This window comes from Leptospira noumeaensis, from assembly GCF_004770765.1.
In the GTDB taxonomy this organism is placed as follows: domain Bacteria; phylum Spirochaetota; class Leptospiria; order Leptospirales; family Leptospiraceae; genus Leptospira_A; species Leptospira_A noumeaensis.
On sequence record NZ_RQFK01000026.1, the window covers coordinates 1,212,192 to 1,230,433 of the forward strand.

Genomic DNA, 18,242 nt, shown 5'->3' on the forward strand with positions numbered 1-18,242 from the left:
TTTGTCTTATTTTCAGTATATTATAGGTTTTTTAATTCTACCTTCGCTCCTCTGGGGCGAAGCCGCTGGTTTTTCAACCCTCTATACAGAATTTAAAAAAGGAAATTATGCCACAGTCTCGAAAGGATCCCTCCAGTATTTGAATGGATCGGATCCGGAGAAGGATCCTCGGATTTTTTTCCTCTATGTGTCTACAGAAGAGAACTGGGCCCAACTCAAAACAAAGGTAAGTTTAGACGCTCCGCCTAACTTTAAATCGTCGGTTCATTATTGGAACGCAATTTATTTGTTTATGGAACGAGCTCTTGTTTTCGGTGAATCGGATTTACTCATCGAATGGGGTAAAAACTTTCAAAAATTTGGAAAACAAAGTCCCAAATACAATGATGCCCTTCTTTTATACGGACTTGGTCTTATGGATTTAAAAAATGAAACGGAAGCCAAAAAAATTTTTTCAGAAATTGAGTCGAATTCTCCCTCCAAACATGTGTTATCACAATTAGAAGAGATTAAATCTTCGGGTAAATGAATGAAAGGATTACGTGTTTCACAAGGAAAGTGGAAAGGTAAAGAAATTCCCTCCCCATCAGATGTTTCTGGACATTTAAATTTTACCAATAGCCTCGTTAAAAAAGCAATTTTTTCTCTTATGGATTCTCGCCTTCTTTCTTGGGGACTTAGTTTTGATTCTGTTTTATTTTGTGATTACTTTGCTGGTAGTGGACAAATTTCTGCCGAAGCCTATAGTCTTTCTGTTCATAGACTACTTACTTATGAATTGGACCAAACTCGGTTCAGGCAACTCCATTCACTATTTCGTGGACTAAACAATGTACAATTGTTTCGAAAAGACGCAACCAAACATTCGTTAAAATGGGAATTGGGAGAAGAGTCAGCGTATATCTTTTATTTAGATCCACCTTACACGTATTGGTCGGAAACACCCACTCGAATGAAAGAGATGTTGGAAGGATTAAATGCTTTTTGTTTATCTTTACAAAAACCATATCTTATTTTATGCCAAATCCCTGAGCACCAACCAATTGATAAAATTTGGGCAGAAGTTCCTCATAAAGTAAGAGAGTATGGCAGTCATTTGATCATTGAAACAGGTTATGAAAATGCCGAAACTTCTCTTCGGTAAAAGAAAATCTATTTTTTTCGAATTCACTCGAAATAAACTCGTTCATTTTTTTTTGATTTTTGGATTTCTTTTTTTAAGTAATAATCTTTGGTCTTTGCCAACTTACAAAGAAACCAAATCTTTATATCATCCCTCCGACATACAAGTGTTTGATCGAACTGGAGAACTCATCCAAAGATACCGAATCCGCAATGATTACAGGTCAGAAGAATGGACGGAATACGAAAGGCTCCCAAAGTTTTTAATCGATTCGGTCGTTCATGCAGAAGACAAAAGATTCTTTGAACATAAGGGGGTTGATTCAAATGCACTGGTTTCTTCCTTCTTTGGTAATTTAACAGGATCTGCATTACGTGGTGGTTCCACAATCACCATGCAACTTGTTTCTCTTTTAGATCCTGAACTAAAATCAACTGCATCCAAACGAAAAACTTTTTTTCAAAAACTCAAACAAATTCAAAGAGCTGTGGAGTTAGAAGAAACTTGGACAAAAGAAGAAATTTTTACTGCTTATATCAACTTGATTTATTTTCGAGGTGAATTAAAAGGAATCACATCGGCAAGTAAAGGGCTCTTTCGAAAATCTCCTGAATCACTCACACCTAACGAAACTTATTTACTCGCGGCCCTAATTCGTTCCCCTCAAAGTTCGATTGAAAAAGTAATCAAACGAGTTTGTTTGCTCAAAAAAGAAAGAGATGGAACAAGTGATTGTGATTCCATTTCGGGGCTTGTGCGGGAAAGTTTGTTTCGAAATTTAGATTATCCCCAATACCCATCCTTTGTTCCTCTTTTTACAAAAACAATTTTGGATTTTTCAAATGAAAAAATGAATCTAAAAGAGAACGAATACAATTCGCAATGGAATTCATCCTTATCTATCAATTTCCAAAGAAAAGTAGAAGAAATTCTAAAACGAAATGTAAAAACTCTCGCGGATAAAAATGTAAAAGATGGAGCAGTCATTGTCATCGACAATCGAACAGGTCAAGTATTGGTTTATGTTCCCAATATTGGGAATGAAAGTTCCGTATCCAAACTGGATCTCATTCGAAGCAAAAGGCAAGTGGGATCTACCTTAAAACCATTTGTGTATGCAGAGAACTTCGAAGAAAATAAGCTCACTCCAGATTCCATCCTTTCCGATTCTCCTGTGGGGATTCCTGTTTACCAAGGAATTTATCGGCCGTTAAACTATGATAAGTCTTATAAGGGAAATGTAACGGTTCGTGAAAGTCTTGGTTCTTCGTTAAACATTCCTGCCATCCGGGCATTGTCATTTCTGGACATAAATGAATTCATTTTGGTTTTAGAAAAACTTGGAATCACTGGTCTCCGGTATCCTGAGTTTTATGGTCCCTCTTTGGCTCTAGGAACTGCAGACATAAGCCTCTTAGAATTGACCAATGCTTACCGAACTTTGGCCAACGGTGGAATGTATTCTGAAATTACTTTTAACCGTTCAGAAGAACCAATTCATTTAAGAAGGGTATTTTCACCTAAATCAAGTTATCTGGTATCAGAAATTCTTGCCGATCGAGAAGCAAGATCCCTCGGGTTTGGATGGGATAATTTTTTATCCACTTCCTATTATACTTCTGTCAAAACTGGCACAAGCCAAGATATGAGAGACAATTGGTGTATTGGTTATTCGGAAATTTTTACTGTTGGGGTTTGGGTAGGAAATCCTACAGGCGCACCTATGTTGGATGTATCTGGGATCACCGGTGCTGCTCCTGTTTGGCGCGAGACAATGGATTTATTTCATGAGTCCCTCGGTTCCAAATTAAAAAAACCAGAAGAGGAAATTTCGTCAGATTCGATTTCCAAATCTATTTCGTCTAAAGAAAGTAGAACTGAGAAAACAAGGTCAACAAAGATTCTTACTCCTGTGAATGGAAGTATCTTTGCTTTGGATCCGGATATTCCTTTGGGCCGCCAAAAAATCCTCTTTACATTCGGTTATTACGATATTTCGTATTCTTATTATTTAAACGATGAAAAGATTGGGACTGCAGGAGGGCCATACCTCTGGGAACCAAAGAAGGGAGAGTATCGTTTGCAAGTAAAAGATAGAGATGGTAAAGTTTTATCTCTTTCTTTATTTGAAGTTCGGTAACAACAGATGCCAAAACCAATCAAATACAAACATAAATTTACCCAACAAGTTGTATGGGGTGAGATGGATGCCTTCGGTCATGTAAATAACGTAACTTATGTTAGATACTTTGAGTCTGCAAGAGCGGATTATTTTACCAAAGAAGGTTTGTGGGACTCTCCACACAAACCAGTAAAATCAGGGCCTGTGTTAACTCACCTTGACATGGATTATCGCAAACAAGTTGTTTTTCCTGCTACTTTAGAAATTACTTTAGAAGTGGATTCCATTTCCTCAAGAGCCTTCACTGTGATTTGTTCCATGTGGAATGAAAACGAAGAATGTGTATTAACAGGAAATGCTGCTTTTGTTTGGTTTGATTTCGAATTACAAAAACCATCTGCACTTCCCGAACATTTTAAAATAAAATTTGGATCGAACCATTTGGTATGATGAAAACTTCCTTCCAAGAACGATTCAAACTAGATGATGAGGTGATGAAAATTTCACGAATTTGCCTCATGGTATTTTTTAGTTTTATTGGTTTCGGAGTTTTTGCACCTATCGATGAATTGGGATTGTATGATCCGAAATGGATTCGTCTTTTCCATGCTTCTATTACTTTAGTTTTTTTTATTGCAACTTATTTTTCTGATTGGGTTCGGAAACAAATCCAAACCATTATGCTTATTTTCTTTTACACGATGAGTGCCCATTCCCTCATCCTTTTGTATTGGAATTCGCTTTACATTGGTTATCTGGTGGGAATGATTTTGGTTTTGTCTTGTATTGGGGTCAGTTTTGTCGATCGTCGTTCGCTTGTTTCGTATTTGGGAACAGTAACCTCTGCAGGAATTTTGATTGGCCTTTACACGAAAGAACCCCAAGTAGATTTACCACTTTACCTTTCTTCCATCATCACACCAGCACTTGTATCCTATCTCACACTCAACATTCGACTAAGTTCAGTTGAAAAATTAAGAATTTCAGAATCCCAACTCAAAGGATTTCAAGATCGAATGTTGAATGAACTTGATATGGCCAATGAAACCCAATCCAATTTAGTAACAACACAGTGGCCAAAAACAAAAGGATTTCGCCTCCATTCATTTTTTCGATCCTTTGGGCAAGTAGGTGGAGATGCCATTAGTTATTTGGAAAGGGAAGATGGAAAGTTAGCACTTTTTTTTGCCGATGTATCTGGGCACGGAATTGCGTCTGCTATGGTATCTGCGATGGCAGTCCTTGCTTTTAAAATTCATGGAAATCAAACAGAACCTTCCGACTGTTTAAAATCCATCCATGCGGACTTACAAGAGTTAGTTCCAAATAATCATATTAGCGCTTGTGTGCTCTTTGTTGACACAAATACAAAAGAAATTAAATATTCCGTTGCGGGTCATCCCCCTCTCATCCAAATTCAAAAGGATTCTGGCCCTAAGTTTATGGAAGGAATGGGCACTCTCATTGTTTCCTATTTAAAACCCAATTTAAAAGATTATACGATCATTCCAAACTCAGGAGATCGGATTTTACTCTATTCGGACGGAATTTTAGAAGTTTTTGATGAGGCAGGTGAGATGTATGGAGACGAACATTTGTTTACATCCATAAAAAATCATTCTGACAAAAAAGGTGAAGAATTTTTGAATGCTCTATATGAGGACTCCATGTCATTTTCGGCAAAACGAATTTCCGACGATATGAGTATGTTACTTTTGGAAATTTTATGAATTTGTTGTTAACACCATTTTTGTGGTTCAAAAGAGAGTTCATTCCTTTTCGAACCCTAGATCGTTATTTATTTTTAGATTTTTTTAAAACCTTTATTGGTACTCTCATCATGTTAACTTCCATGATTGTGATTTATAAGTTCACAGATGTGATGAAGTATTTGGTTTCTTCTAAAGTAAACCAGTCGCATGTGTATCTACATGTTTTATATTCTTTACCATCCATGGTGGATCAAGTTGTTGCACCCTCACTAATGTTCTCGGTGTGTTTTGTCATCGGCCAATTTAGTGTGAACAAAGAACTTGTGGCGATGATGGTGGCGGGAGTATCTTTTATTCGTATCATCACACCCATTTTGTTTTTTGGAATTTCTATGTGGCTTATTATGACTTTGTTTGGACAAACAGTAGTCATTCCGGCAAACAAAAAAGCCCAAATCGAATATAGCATTATGGCAAAGGGTTCCAATCGATTAATCGATTTTGTTTATCAATTGCATATCAAAGGGAAAAAAGGATTCTACTACGTTTATTGGATCGATGAAAAAGAAAATACTGTGAAAGGTGGATTCAATTATATCGAAATCACACCTGATGGTCATCCAACGTACACTGTGTCCTCACAAAAAGCAAAGTTCATACCATCCCCACATAGTTGGGTTTTATACGATGCGGAAGAAGTTCGATTCAATGAAAACTTAGAGTTAGTTTCTCGGATCAAATATCCAGAAAAAACATATGACTTCCCCGAAGATTTAGCATATTTCTCCAAACCGGTTCGTAATCCCGAAGAGATGAATTTTTTTGAATTGGCAGATGAAATTGAGTCTAGGATTACCAAAGGCATTCCGTTTAGAAATGTGATCATCCAACAGCATATGGCTTTTGCAATGCCACTGATGTCATTCGTAGTTGTGGCACTGGGTGCACTCGCAGGAGCCATCACCAAACGTTCAGCAGGTGTAGCCAGTCTTGGTCTTACCATTGCAGTTGTATTGTTGTATTATATTTTGAATTCGACTGCTAAAACTTTGGCAGAAAATGGTGCCCTTCCCATTTGGATTGGAATGTGGATGACACCAGTGATTTTTACTTACGCTGCTTATTTTTTATATAGGCGTATGAATATCTAATTTTCTGTTAAAAAAACTCTTTTGTAAAGATCGGTTTGTAAAATTCCCTTTGGATCATATTTTTTCTTCAAAGAATAAAACCTTTTCAGATTGTCTTTTGGAAAATAAGATTCCATCACTCGTTTGCGAAGGGTGGAGTCTTTTGCAAAATAAAATCTTCCTTTGTGTTTTAAAACAATTTCATCCATTTCTTTACAAAGTGCCCAAAGTTTTTCTTTATTACCTTTAGTTACAGGAAAGTCCATTGCCATAGAATATCCGTCCACAGCGTGAGTGAGTAAAAATGGATCTGGTTTATGTTTTTTGAAAACAGATAGGTAGTTTACAATCCCACGTTCTTGGCATATAGTAAATATTTCGCGGAACGCTTGTTTTGCGTTTTCTTTGGGAATGAACACTTGGTATTGAATCATTGCACCTGGTTTGTAAACAAACTTCCAATTAGGAACATAGTCCAAAAGGAATGCATATTCCGCATGGCCTTGGTAATAGGCTTTATTGTTTACAAGGATACTCGCAATGCATTTTGCCAAATTGATGAGCCGCATCCCTAAATTAAAACTAAAAGGACGCATGAGGATCCACATCCATTTTTTAGGAATCACATAGAATAGGCGAGAGGGAAGGTGTTGTCTTTCGAGTAAACAGTTACCAGGAAAGTCAGGATCTTCGCCTTCTTTTAGATTTGTGGCTTTGTGAATTTGGCCTCTACCCATTGATTTTCCCGAAGCAAAAGCATCAATCCAACCCACCAAATAATCAGAGGTTTTGTAATGTTCTTCGAAATAAGCGAATAATTCATCGAAGTTTCTGACATACACCGGATCAATTTTCATTTTGCCAGCATAGATCGGTTTCATTTTAATTTGGACTGTTAAAAAACAACCTAACATTCCAAAGCCGGAAATAGCAGAGTAAAACAAATCTGTATTTTTTTTAGGAGAGCAAACTAAAATATCTCCTTTGGCAGTGAGAAATGTAAATTCTTTGATATGTTCGCCAATGGTTCCTACTTTGAAGTTGTTTTTTCCATGAATGTTCATAGAAAGAGCACCACCAAGTGTAGGCATCATGGTTCCTGAAACAACAGGAGGCCAAAATCCATTTTCGATTCCTGTTTCCCAAAGGTCTTTGATACGAGCACCTGACTGAACCGTCATCACACCAGTTTTTAAATTAAAATCTAAAACTTTATTAAAATGAGTTAGATCTAAAACAACTCCATCTGTGTTCGTAGAAGCATCACCATAACTACATCCACCACCACGTAACGCAACTTTGGTGCCAGTTTGATTGGCCCAAACAAAAAGTTCTTTGATTTCTTCTTCTGATTCTGGACGAAATATGGGAGATAGAGAAAAAGAACTCATACCCCATGCTTCGACTTTTTCCTTTTTGGGAACTTTTAAATCAGGAATGGATTTTGTTTTTTTAGCGACCATATTATATACTCAGTTTTTTAAAAATGAAATTGGGAATGTTACGAATGATAAGACCAACAAGTGCCCAGATTCCTGGAACAAATGCCTCGTCTTTGCCACTAGCAACGATTTTGCGAATTTTTTCTGCGGCTTCTTCGGCAGTGATTGCTTTCATAAGTCCTTTTTCTGGAAGTTTGAGACCTTGGGTCATTTCCGTAATCACAAATCCTGGTTTAATCGTTGTTACTTGGACATTTGATTCAGAGAGGCGATTGCGGAGAGCTTCCAAATATGTGTTGAGACCAGCTTTGGAGGTATTGTAAACAGGATTCCCTTTGCGACCGCGTTCACCGGCGATAGAAGAGATTCCAATGATTTTCCCTGACTTTTGATTTGTAAAATAATTAGCAACCGGATTTAAAAAGGCAACTGCTCCGAGAAGATTGACATTTAACATTTCCAAGTCTTTTGTCGTATTGTATTCATTAGGAGAAATTTGCGGCATCACACCGGAAGCAAAATACACTTCGTCCAGTCCGCCGAGTAGGGAGACTGCTTTTTCAAAAGTTTTTTCCGCTGTGGAAAATTTTGTCACATCAAAGACCAAAGGGAAGGCTCTTTTTTCTTTGTTTGTATTTGATTTTTTAGATATGGACTCTAAGGGTTTTTCCCTTCTGGCCAAAAGAACCACAGAGTTTCCTGCTTTCAATTCAGCTTCTGCTATGGCTTTTCCGATTCCGCTCGAGGCACCGACGATGATTATTTTTTTCCCCATGTTTACGTTTTTTTGGTTTAATCGAATCTGGCAAGTGGTTTCAATAGAGTTGTGCCCGTAATTGAGAGAATCCTGATCGATGGGATGAATCTGATGTATAAATTTCCCGATTTGGCTTTTTGTTTGGGCGAATACCGCCTACAAGATGCCCGGGATGGTTTACTTGTGCATCTAGATCGATTCTATAATGAGGACAAACATTCCAAAATTTTGGTGTTTTTTGACGGAAAAAAGGATCTTACCTCCGATTGTTATTCGGAAGATTTAGGAAAATTTTCAGTTCACTACAGTCATGAAAAAAAAGCAGATGAACTCATCATTGGTTATCTCAATTTATGTCCTGTACCTTCGCAGTGTTTGGTGATCACAACGGACAAAGAAATCATCAGTTTTGCAAGAAGGCTTCGGGCCAAACGAATGACTTCGGAAGAGTTTTATGCCGAATGGGTCAAACGGGAAACAGAAGAGGACGAAACGGAATTTAACCACCTGAAAGAAGGATTGACACCAAGTTCGGAAACCGATTACTGGGAGAGACAATTCCTTCCTTGATATGTTGTTCAACTCAATCCCATTTTTAATCTTTTTTTCCATTGTTTATTTGCTCTACTGGGCCATTCCCAAAGAGGTAAGAAAGTATTTCCTGCTTATCGCTGGGATTGGTTTTTACGCCTACTTTTCACTCGGACTGACTGTTCATTTTCTTATCGTCATTGGCATCAATTATCTATTGTATCGCAAAATCAAATCCACTCCCACAAAGTTTTGGATCGGACTTACTGTATCACTCAACCTCATCAATTTAGGATTTTTTAAATATATATATTTTTTCAGTAAGGTTCTTGCTGATCTTACGAACTATCCGTTCTTTAAACAAGTTCCCGATCTCATTCACATTGCTTTACCACTTGCAATTAGTTTTTATACTTTCCAAGTCATTGCCGCTGCTGTAGATACTTATCGTGATTCTTCCAAACCTTTGGTTAAGGTAGAAGATTACTTTTTGTTTGTGGCATTTTTCCCTGTACTAATTGCCGGACCCATCATGAGGATGTCTGATTTTTTTCCTAATTTAGACAAACTTGTTCCAAACAAAGAAAAAATGTACCGGGCTTCCTACTTACTCATGTCAGGACTTGTGAAAAAAGTTCTAGTGGCAGATCCAATGTCACTCACCATCTCACCGGTGTTTGGTTCTCCTGCTGAGTATGATTCCTTTTCATTATTTATCGCTGGGGTATGTTATTCAATCCAAGTATACAGTGATTTTTCTGGCCTCACCGACATGGCACGTTCTATCGCATTGTTTTTAGGATTTGAAACACCTGAAAACTTCAAAGCTCCCTTTTTCTCTACATCAGGAAGAGAACTATGGAAACGTTGGCATATCACTTTGTCTTTTTGGTTAAGGGATTATATTTATTTCCCACTCGGTGGGTCTCGCAAAGGAGAAGTTCGTACTTACCTAAACCTCATCATCATCATGACACTCGGTGGATTTTGGCACGGTGCTGATTATACTTTTATTTGTTGGGGATTTTATTGGGGTGTGTTGCTTGCTGCCGAACGTTATTTCGAAGACAGTCTAGGTTGGAAGTTAACTCCAGAGAAAAATAAATTTTTAATTGTATGTAAGGCTCTCATTGTATTCGTTTTGTTTTCTATTTCGGGACTCATGTTCCGTTCAAACAATGCAACCAATATGATTGACCATTTCCATGGAATTTTCACTCACTTTACTAACAGTTTGGAGATTATGTTTTTGGGTGATTCCAATCAGTGGTTGGTTTCAGCTACTTCTTTATTTGGAAATGGTTCTTCATTCCGATTCCAACACATCGAAAACTTGGAACGAATTTTTTATACTTCGATTGCACTTTTATTTTTTCATCATATCCAGTATGTTCCTGAGTTTTGGGAACGTATCCGAAAACATGATGTATGGTTAGTCCCCATACTTGGTGTGATTACTATTTTCCTTCTCGCCACACTTTCGCAAGATGGTGGAGAGTTTATCTATTATAAGTTTTAGGAGACATTGTGGAATTCATTCGTAACAGATATTTGCTTGTCCCATTTTTTGTTGTATTTTTAACCTTCTGTCTCGACAAATTGTTACTTCTTGAAAACGTACATACTTATTTTTCAAAATCACTTTCCGATATTAATTACATCCAAAAAGATCAATTGTATGAAGACTTAAAAGTTTATTTATCAAACAAAAACCGCGATAAGGTTTTGGTTTATTTTGGAAATTCACGTGCTCTTTTATTTGATAACGAATACATTCACAAAAAATATCCAGGATGGGTGATGTTTAATTTCTCCGTTCCCGGAGGAAAACCTGATTATGTATTACAATGGATGGAAAAGTTTCATAAAGACCAGGTAAAACCCGATTTCTTTTTGTTCGATCATTCTGTGGAAATGTATAATTCTTCGGCCACTTTAAAAGTAGATGAAACTCTTACCAATGGCCTAAATGTATCTTTTGTATTAAAACATTTTTCTTTATTTTCCACTGACGATATTTCTACACTAATCGCCAAACGAATGTTTCGTGCTTACCAATATCGTCCAAAGTTAGAAGTCATTCTCACTAGAGCCAAAAACAAAGAAGCTTTTCTCATTCCATATAGAGAACTTCGTAATAATCTAATGGAAAACTTAAATAGAGGGAAGGGTTCTGCGATGACACCGGGCACACATAAGTCAGTCCTTCCACAGGAGTTGTTAAAAAAATCTGCCTTTGGAGACTTTCATTCTTATTTAGTTCCCTTTCATTTTTCTGACCAAGTGCTTAGTTTTACAGACCAATCTTTGGATTTAGCAAAGGATCTTGGTGTACCTTCCGCTGTGATTTGGGTAAGGCTTTCTTTGCCATACATGGATCATATCAGGAATTTAAAAGTTTCAGTAGGGAACGGAAAAGAAGATACGGTGTATCATGATTGGTATCCAAGAATGATTGAATACCATAAAAAAAATGGAGTGCCGTTTTGGAATATGAACGATGACCCGAACTACACCTGCAACAACTTTAGTGATGCAGGTCATATGTCTCCGACTTGTTACGATGAGTATACTGACTTTATCTTTAAAAACTTAATTCAGTCTTTTGTAAAAGGTGCTCGGTAAAACTCAGTTCGATTTTGCAAATCATTCGGAGAAAGTTTTTCTGGATCAGCTGGGTTTGGTTTGGTAGGATTTTGTGGTTGGGGTTTGTTATTATTTTCTTTATCCACTGAATATCCATAATAATATCCATGGATGATTTCTACCACAGAGACGGGTGTGTCAGAATGTATGTTTTGAATTTCGACCGTAATTTCTTCCGGTGGAGCTAACAACTCAAAAACCCATTGCACTTCGCCTTCGATTTTTTCCTTTCTTAGGATGGTTGGATTTTCGTTTTGGCCGTTGCCAGAATACACGGTAAGAATCCATTCCTTTAACTTTCCATCTGTTGCGACACCAATACCAATGGATTGAGGAGAAGCCTCTCCTGCTTTTAAATCAAATCGAATGGCGCCACCTTTAGAAACGGCTCCATAAAGTCTTTTTTTAGAAAGAGTAGGATATAGAGCCAAATCTTGGATTCTTGTTGTGACTTCTTTCACATTTTGGCTCAGAACGGATGGTTCGGAATGGAGGGTATGTACGGTCGCAAGTACAATTCCAACCGAGGCTATCAAAGAATATCTCATTTCCTTAATAAGACTAAAAAAAGGGATTCATTACAAGCAAAAGAAAAAGAAATTACCTCGAACAAGTTCGAAATTTAGTCAATTCTTGGAGTAACGATTGCCGTTCATCAGGGTCTAGATTACTTCGATTTTTCGATTGCAGCTCCATTCTTTCCAAGGCAGGTCGAAATTTTGGAGAACAGTTGGTACTAAAAAACTGGTAGGCACTGATTCTGTTAGATTGATTCTCGCTGATCAATTTATAGAACTCAAATACAGAGTGATTGTCCTCACTCGAAAAGTTTAAAATAACGTATGTTTTGTGGCATTCGCTAAGAGTTAAGGCTGGGACTTTCGTATGTTTGCAATTTACCGCTACATCTGATTCTAAAAATGCTAACATCTCTTCATAAGTATAATCGTGAAAAACTTTGCCTTTGGGAACGGCCACTTTCGTTTTTTTTGTCTCTGGATTTTCTTTTGGTATTATTTTTTGTGAAACAGAAGGTTCTTGTTTTGAATCTGTAAGCGTAGTATGTTTTGGTTCTTCCACCTGAAGGAAGTTAGAAACCACTTTCGGTTTTTGGTAAGGATTGGTGACTGTTAAATCATAAGGCCCAGATTTTGCTTCAGTGGTATCCACTTTTATATCAATCCGTTCTGCTGATTTTACTTCTTTACTCAAAATTGGAAGTGATTCATTTTTTTTTGATAAATCTACTTGTGTAGCATCTAAAAAATGTTCCCCTTCAATGGTTAAGTTCGAAATTGTTTTTTCTGACTTAGTTTCTGATTTAGGAAGAATGATGGGTTTTTCTTCCTCGGTCACTACTAGAGGTGGTTCGGAGATGATGACTTCTAAATCTTTCCAAACCGACCAAACCGCAGGTTTTTTAAATAAGTTTAAAGGTGCTGTCCTTACTAAATACACTCCAGAAGGAAGATCTTCGATGGAATGGTAAGGTGTATCAATCTTTTTATCAATAACGATTTTCCCAGTTTTTTCTTTCACTTGAATTTGATACCCACTAGCATCGTCAATTGGTTTCCAAGCAATGAGTTTGGTTCCGTCTTGTGCCCCAATCGAGAAAGAGACAAAACATAAAAATAATATAATTCTTTTTGTATTTAGTTTCATCGTTTTTCTTTGTATAACCGTTTTGGTGAAATGAATTCGATATCAGTTGGTCTTAATGATTTAAACTGATCCAATGCCAAGATAAAACTTCCCTTTCTAGATAATAGTAAGTTGGAATCTTTATATACGCTGAGATCCCAAGAGAAAGCTCCCTCATCCAAAATTCCCAAATCTTTTAAGTTATGTTTGGATTCTTTTGTGGTGATTTTATAAATTGCAGTTTTTTTATCACCTGAATGTTGGTATAAAACTAAATCGTATTTGTCTGGTGTGGCTCCAGTCACCTTCCATTGGAAGTCCAAACTTGATTTTCCTTTCATTTGTACAATGGTTCCGTTGGGAGACATCATTTCCAGTTTTGGTTCTAGTTTGTTTTCGATTGTTTCTTCTTCTGGTTCTGGTTTTTTCTTTTTATCCACTACTGTAAAACTTAAAGTAGAAGAAACTTCTGTTTCCTTTCCTTCTTTTGATTTACCAACAAGACTAACATAAAAATTACCTTTTCCCATTTGATTCCAGTTAGGTACAAGAAAGTTGGAAGCAGTTTCTTCAGAGAAAACAATATTTTTCATTTTGGAATCAGTAGCTATTTTTAGTTGGTAGGATTTTAATTCTGCATTTCCATCCCAAATCAAAATGGCTTGGTTCTGTTTGATTTCGTCACTGGAAATCTCGGATCCATTGGCAGGCCGTAACCATTTAGGCGCAGGGATTGTGTTTTGTTTTTTGATAATAAAAGATAAAACTTCGCTTTCTCTGTCTTTGGTGTCAGGAAAAGAAGATTTGGCAACCACCTTCCAGTAATATGTGCCTTCCTTTAAATCATCATAAGAAATTTGGTTGGCAGTTGTTTCCAATTGTTTGATCGGATTTGTGAGTTTAGGTGAATTGGATAAAACCAATTGATAGGAGTTGGCGGTTGTTAGTTTTGTCCAAGTGAGAGTGACCAGTGGATAGGTTTGGACAAAGGGAAAAATAGTTCCTTGTTCAGGTGACTCTCCTTGAAATGACTCTAGTTTTGTGACAAAGAATTTATTTGTTTCGCTAAACTCAAAGTCGGTTCCTTGTTTGTTTTTAACTCTGATTCTCCAATAAAAAGTTCCTTCTTTCAATCGGAAAGAACTTCCGGTTCCGTCCACTTTTTCATTGATAAACGTCATCTGAAAGTTAGGTGATCTAGAGATTTCTATATTAGGATCTCCATATCCAGGTTCTTGTTTCCATTTGAAATTTACAGATACATCGTCTGGATCTGTAAAAAATAATTTTTGCGAAGTAGGAGCCAAAAGAACCACGGGAATTTTTTTGATTTCAATTCCTGTTTTTTTGAATTCTGCTTTTTTCCCTTCTTCCACGGCCACAGACTTTCCATCTTGGTGTTTGACCGTAGTTTTTCCCTTTTCTACAAATAAACTTAAGTCTCTTTCTTTGGATTTTTCTATTTTAACATTTCCAGAGTCTACGCTGATTTCACTTCCGGAACTTGTGATTTTTAGTTGGTTGGGTTTGGAATCGTCTTTTTTAACTTCCAAAGAACCTTGGGTAAATTCTAAATTTGGTTCTTCTCCCGTTAAATCTAAGTTAAACATTGAGTTTTCATCAATATTAATTTCTGTTCCGTCTTTTAGGCGAATGAGTGCATCGGAAAATGCTTCCGAACGGATTGTATCTTTGTTAGTGAGTGGGCTATTGTTTTCAAGTTTTTCCCAAATCACCTCATCTTCAAATTTTCTTTGGACAATATTGTTTTTAAAAAATATGGTTCCAACAACTTCGCGGTCTCCAATTCCAATTTTACGATTCAAATCCAAATAAAACAAAATCGAAAATAAAACAGCAACACCGAGTAGGGTAAATAAGACGAGGCGGTCTCGTTTGTCTAAATTCATTTTTTCCCCTTTTTAGTAACAGTGATTCCGACTAACTTTTGTAGTTCGGTCAAATTTTTCGGATAATTTGGGTCTGATTTTCTTCCAAGAACTGCATAAACTTTTTGAGCCTTGGATTTCCCTTTTAATTCAATTTCTCCCATACTGATCACGTGGTAATCGGATTTGATTTCTTGGTAAGTGGATTCTGTGATGAGGATATCTGTATTGGTTTCTTTATTGAGTGATTCCACACGGGAAGCGAGGTTTACAGAATCTCCAATCACTGTGTATTCCATTTTATCGGAACTTCCAATTTGTCCTGCAATCACATAGCCAGTGTTAATCCCACATCCAATCTGGATGATTGGTTTTTTGACAGTTCCTCTGCCTTTGTTGAATTCGATAAGTACTTCCCGCATACGAAGGGCAGCTTCTACTGATGATTTTGCATGTTGTTTGGAATCACGTAGGGCTCCCCAAGTTGCCATGATGGCATCACCAATAAACTTATCTACGGTTCCTCCGGTGTCTTGGACACATTTCACCATCTCTGTCATGTATTGGTTTAAAAATTCTACAACCTCTTCCGGTTGCAGTTTTTCTGAAATGGCCGTAAAACTTCTGATATCCGAGAAAAAGATGGAACAGTGTTTTCTTTGTCCACCAATGGATAGTTTTCCTTTGGCTGCAAGTTCTGCAATGTCTTGGTTGACAAACCTTCCAAAGGAATCTTTTAATTTTTCCCTTTCTTCCAAACCTCGTCCCATACTTACGAACGATTTGGTTAAGGTTCCAATTTCATCATGTGTTGTAGCATGAAGTTCGATATGGTAATTCCCACGTCTGATTTCTTCAGAAGCATCCACTAACTTCAAAATGGGTGTGGATAGAGATTTTGCAAAAATATAAACAACGATAAAGGAAAGTGCCAAAGAAACGATGAGAATATAAACATTTCTTTTTTGGATGTTATTTACTTCTTCGAAAATTTTTGCTTCCCTAACTTGGGAAATCACACCCACACCACCGAGGCCTAGTTTTTTAAAGGATCCAAGGTAGGATACACCGTCTTTGGCTTCATACCGAAATTGGCCATTGTCAACTGTGGATTTTTTCATCCGTTCCACAATGGGTAAATCGTTAAGATTGATTCCTGATAGAACTACCTTTGCATCTGGATGGGCAAGTACACTTCCATCATCACTCACTAAAAAAGTTTCTACTGGTCCTGAGGTTTGAAAGGCATCAAGCAAACTATCCAGTTTGACCAGTGTGACTAAAATTGTATGAGTGTCTTTTGATTCCGAAAGAGGAAAACTAAGGCAAAGGATGGGATGGCGGAAATGTGGGCTAGCATTCCATATAACAGTCGTACCACTAAAGGATTTTTTAAGTTTGGGTTGGATGTTCCGAATTAATGTTCTAACTTCCGATTTTTGATAATCATATTTTTGTAAAAATTCATCATTGAATGATTCGAACTTCGGATTCAAACTTACATCATAGGCACCAATCAAAAGAAAGTTTTGATCTTCTTCGAACAACTCTTTTGCAATTGCATTGGCAGAACCTGGACTTCTTAAAATAGCAGATGCTGTGATATGAACATCTTGTTTCATCGAATGTAAATCCGATTTCACTTTTAAAGAAAGGATCTCATTGATTTTAATATTGTTTTCTTTAACTCGAACCTCACTATCCTTTCTGAAAAAATAGGAAGCTAGAAAAATGATCCCCGACATAGAAACAAGTAAAACGATCGAGGTGATGAGGAGGAGTTTGTAGCGAATTGGAAACTGCAATTCGCCATGTAAGTGGGAATCTTTGGAGAATAGGGAGCTTAGTTTTAGCAGGATCGTTTTCATATGATTGGTACTTTTACCAAGTTCACAAAAAACGGCGCTAGAAAAAAAGTAAAATTGAAAGCGTAAACTATTTTTTTACTAAGGGCATGTCAAATCAATGTTATATGTTTCACGGAAAGGATATTCAGGGATCGTAAATGTAGTCTCTCGTACTACAGTGTCGGGATAACCGTCCTGTTTTGTTAGGTCTCCCAAACAAACTGCCCTATATGTACCTGGATTCAGGTATTTGATTTTGGCACCTTGTTTTGCGGGTGTCGCTGCAAGAGGCAAAACGTTGATAAATTCATTTTCGTGATACCGAAAAATGCCATAATAATGTAACAATGAATTCCCACCACCGGAGATTGTGAGACTTGAGGCCGTTTCTGGATAGATGATACGAGCTCTAGTCAATATATTTCCGCCTGCATCACCTTCCCCTTTGTGGTCAAAGAAGATATCGCTCACCCCAACATAAGTAACAGTGGTTCCTCTACTTGTTAGGTAAGAATGTAACATTAGATTTTCTTTTAGATTGATCCGTACTTCTAAAATATAGGGATCAAATCCGTCCCGAATCATCATATCTGACTGTATGGATTGGGTGAGTTGTTGGGAATACAATGCAGGAAACATTTTTGGGACAATATTATTTTTTTCCGAGGAAGTTGTACCCGCAGCATAGTTGTTACGTGGAACAATATTCAGAGCATTGATGATGGGTCTATTGTCAAATCGCCCAGACACAGGAACTCCGGCGTCTAATGCATACCCTGTGACAAGGGATCGAAAGTAAATTCCGGCATAATAATACTCACGGCCCATCCAAGGTTGTCCTGTGGCAAAAGTCCAACTGACTGTTTCTGAGGAAGGGTCATTCGATGGAAATTGGGCTCCGATTCCATTGAAAAAATCATAAGCCTTTAAAATTCCATTACTTTCTGTACAAGTGTTGTTATCAAAAGAATAAGTTACCGTACAAAATACTTGCCTGTTAGGTGCAATGTAATCCCAAAACTTATTAGAATCCACTGTATCCCGAATTTGGGTGAGTTCATTATAACCCTTTTCAAATTTACTCGAGATTCTCACTTCTCCAATATCTAAGAAGATAGGCATGTTACCCGCTTTGGGTTGGTTGACCAAAGTCATAGTTGGATCAAGACCTTCCCCTTGTGTATCTACATACAAATCCCCTGTTCCATTGTTGAGTTCGCTCCAATCCAGTGGATTGTCAGTGGCGTAAGTTCCCTTTAGAAGTAACAACATACGATTGTTGAATAGAGTGGAGATAACGGGAAGTTTGGATTCGTCACCTAGGTCGAGTTTGGTTTTGCAATCAATGACGAAGACAAGATTTAGAAATATAATAACAGAAAGTAAGAAGGACTTCATA

Annotated in this window: 16 protein-coding genes; 9 read left to right on the plus strand and 7 right to left on the minus strand. The window is 37.2% G+C overall.

Going from position 1 to position 18,242, the window contains the following annotated elements:
• Window position 1: 1 nt before the first annotated feature.
• From EHQ24_RS13930 to EHQ24_RS13955, 6 genes are read left to right on the plus strand one after another with little or no spacing between them, the layout of a single operon-like run.
• Window positions 2-529 carry a tetratricopeptide repeat protein gene (locus tag EHQ24_RS13930; RefSeq protein ID WP_135602173.1) on the plus strand — a complete coding sequence of 176 codons (528 nt, stop codon included), beginning with the start codon at window positions 2-4 and terminating at the stop codon, window positions 527-529.
• Complete coding sequence (locus EHQ24_RS13935; protein WP_135602174.1) at window positions 530-1,144, plus strand: RsmD family RNA methyltransferase; 615 nt, start codon at window positions 530-532, stop codon at window positions 1,142-1,144.
• Window positions 1,122-3,263, plus strand: coding sequence for a penicillin-binding protein 1C (pbpC, locus tag EHQ24_RS13940; protein ID WP_135602175.1), 2,142 nt, complete (start codon window positions 1,122-1,124; stop codon window positions 3,261-3,263). The genes EHQ24_RS13935 and pbpC overlap by 23 nt, the downstream gene beginning before the upstream one ends.
• Window positions 3,264-3,269: 6 nt before the next feature.
• Window positions 3,270-3,695 carry an acyl-CoA thioesterase gene (locus EHQ24_RS13945; protein ID WP_135602176.1) on the plus strand — a complete coding sequence of 142 codons (426 nt, stop codon included), beginning with the start codon at window positions 3,270-3,272 and terminating at the stop codon, window positions 3,693-3,695.
• Window positions 3,692-4,975 carry a PP2C family protein-serine/threonine phosphatase gene (locus EHQ24_RS13950; RefSeq protein WP_135602177.1) on the plus strand — a complete coding sequence of 428 codons (1,284 nt, stop codon included), beginning with the start codon at window positions 3,692-3,694 and terminating at the stop codon, window positions 4,973-4,975. The genes EHQ24_RS13945 and EHQ24_RS13950 overlap by 4 nt, the downstream gene beginning before the upstream one ends.
• Window positions 4,972-6,108: an LptF/LptG family permease gene (locus EHQ24_RS13955; RefSeq protein ID WP_135602178.1), complete on the plus strand. Its 1,137-nt coding sequence runs from the start codon at window positions 4,972-4,974 to the stop codon at window positions 6,106-6,108. Before EHQ24_RS13950 ends, EHQ24_RS13955 begins: the two co-directional genes overlap by 4 nt.
• Here EHQ24_RS13955 and EHQ24_RS13960 read toward each other — a convergent pair.
• On the minus strand, window positions 6,105-7,550 hold the full coding sequence (locus EHQ24_RS13960; protein ID WP_135602179.1) for an FAD-binding oxidoreductase: 1,446 nt from the start codon (window positions 7,548-7,550) through the stop codon (window positions 6,105-6,107). The two genes, EHQ24_RS13955 and EHQ24_RS13960, sit on opposite strands and share 4 nt — an antisense overlap.
• A 1-nt stretch (window position 7,551) precedes the next feature.
• Complete coding sequence (locus tag EHQ24_RS13965; protein WP_135602180.1) at window positions 7,552-8,304, minus strand: SDR family NAD(P)-dependent oxidoreductase; 753 nt, start codon at window positions 8,302-8,304, stop codon at window positions 7,552-7,554.
• 51 nt (window positions 8,305-8,355) lie between these two features.
• On the opposite strand from EHQ24_RS13965, the gene EHQ24_RS13970 reads away from it, so the two are divergent.
• From EHQ24_RS13970 to EHQ24_RS13980, 3 genes are read left to right on the plus strand one after another with little or no spacing between them, the layout of a single operon-like run.
• The gene (locus EHQ24_RS13970) at window positions 8,356-8,856 is read left to right on the plus strand and encodes an NYN domain-containing protein (protein WP_279633556.1); all 501 of its coding nucleotides are present in this window, start codon (window positions 8,356-8,358) and stop codon (window positions 8,854-8,856) included.
• A 1-nt stretch (window position 8,857) separates the two neighbouring features.
• Window positions 8,858-10,336 (plus strand): MBOAT family O-acyltransferase, encoded by a 1,479-nt coding sequence (locus tag EHQ24_RS13975; RefSeq protein ID WP_135602182.1) that lies wholly within the window; start codon window positions 8,858-8,860, stop codon window positions 10,334-10,336.
• An 8-nt stretch (window positions 10,337-10,344) separates the two neighbouring features.
• Window positions 10,345-11,442 (plus strand): DUF1574 domain-containing protein, encoded by a 1,098-nt coding sequence (locus EHQ24_RS13980; protein ID WP_135602183.1) that lies wholly within the window; start codon window positions 10,345-10,347, stop codon window positions 11,440-11,442.
• Here EHQ24_RS13980 and EHQ24_RS13985 read toward each other — a convergent pair.
• The 5 genes from EHQ24_RS13985 to EHQ24_RS14005 all read right to left on the minus strand — a co-directional run bounded on the left by EHQ24_RS13985 (window position 11,415) and on the right by EHQ24_RS14005 (window position 18,241).
• On the minus strand, window positions 11,415-11,999 hold the full coding sequence (locus EHQ24_RS13985) for a hypothetical protein (protein ID WP_135602481.1): 585 nt from the start codon (window positions 11,997-11,999) through the stop codon (window positions 11,415-11,417). The two genes, EHQ24_RS13980 and EHQ24_RS13985, sit on opposite strands and share 28 nt — an antisense overlap.
• Before the next feature lie 64 nt (window positions 12,000-12,063).
• Window positions 12,064-13,128 (minus strand): hypothetical protein, encoded by a 1,065-nt coding sequence (locus EHQ24_RS13990; RefSeq protein ID WP_135602184.1) that lies wholly within the window; start codon window positions 13,126-13,128, stop codon window positions 12,064-12,066.
• The gene (locus tag EHQ24_RS13995) at window positions 13,125-15,017 is read right to left on the minus strand and encodes a FecR domain-containing protein (protein ID WP_135602185.1); all 1,893 of its coding nucleotides are present in this window, start codon (window positions 15,015-15,017) and stop codon (window positions 13,125-13,127) included. The genes EHQ24_RS13990 and EHQ24_RS13995 overlap by 4 nt, the downstream gene beginning before the upstream one ends.
• Complete coding sequence (locus EHQ24_RS14000) at window positions 15,014-16,864, minus strand: adenylate/guanylate cyclase domain-containing protein (protein ID WP_135602186.1); 1,851 nt, start codon at window positions 16,862-16,864, stop codon at window positions 15,014-15,016. Before EHQ24_RS14000 ends, EHQ24_RS13995 begins: the two co-directional genes overlap by 4 nt.
• A gap of 78 nt (window positions 16,865-16,942) precedes the next feature.
• Window positions 16,943-18,241 carry an LIC11270 family surface protein gene (locus EHQ24_RS14005; RefSeq protein WP_135602187.1) on the minus strand — a complete coding sequence of 433 codons (1,299 nt, stop codon included), beginning with the start codon at window positions 18,239-18,241 and terminating at the stop codon, window positions 16,943-16,945.
• Window position 18,242: the final 1 nt, after the last annotated feature.

Excerpts from the sequence above, each read along its gene's own strand:
- EHQ24_RS13990 (WP_135602184.1), bottom strand. The coding sequence starts at position 13,128 with ATGAAACTAAATACAAAAAGAATTATATTATTTTTATGTTTTGTCTCT.
- pbpC (WP_135602175.1), top strand. The coding sequence starts at position 1,122 with ATGCCGAAACTTCTCTTCGGTAAAAGAAAATCTATTTTTTTCGAATTC.
- EHQ24_RS14000 (WP_135602186.1), bottom strand. The coding sequence starts at position 16,864 with ATGAAAACGATCCTGCTAAAACTAAGCTCCCTATTCTCCAAAGATTCC.
- EHQ24_RS13935 (WP_135602174.1), top strand. The coding sequence starts at position 530 with ATGAAAGGATTACGTGTTTCACAAGGAAAGTGGAAAGGTAAAGAAATT.
- EHQ24_RS13955 (WP_135602178.1), top strand. The coding sequence starts at position 4,972 with ATGAATTTGTTGTTAACACCATTTTTGTGGTTCAAAAGAGAGTTCATT.
- EHQ24_RS13960 (WP_135602179.1), bottom strand. The coding sequence starts at position 7,550 with ATGGTCGCTAAAAAAACAAAATCCATTCCTGATTTAAAAGTTCCCAAA.
- EHQ24_RS13995 (WP_135602185.1), bottom strand. The coding sequence starts at position 15,017 with ATGAATTTAGACAAACGAGACCGCCTCGTCTTATTTACCCTACTCGGT.
- EHQ24_RS14005 (WP_135602187.1), bottom strand. The coding sequence starts at position 18,241 with ATGAAGTCCTTCTTACTTTCTGTTATTATATTTCTAAATCTTGTCTTC.
- EHQ24_RS13965 (WP_135602180.1), bottom strand. The coding sequence starts at position 8,304 with ATGGGGAAAAAAATAATCATCGTCGGTGCCTCGAGCGGAATCGGAAAA.
- EHQ24_RS13950 (WP_135602177.1), top strand. The coding sequence starts at position 3,692 with ATGATGAAAACTTCCTTCCAAGAACGATTCAAACTAGATGATGAGGTG.
- EHQ24_RS13945 (WP_135602176.1), top strand. The coding sequence starts at position 3,270 with ATGCCAAAACCAATCAAATACAAACATAAATTTACCCAACAAGTTGTA.
- EHQ24_RS13975 (WP_135602182.1), top strand. The coding sequence starts at position 8,858 with ATGTTGTTCAACTCAATCCCATTTTTAATCTTTTTTTCCATTGTTTAT.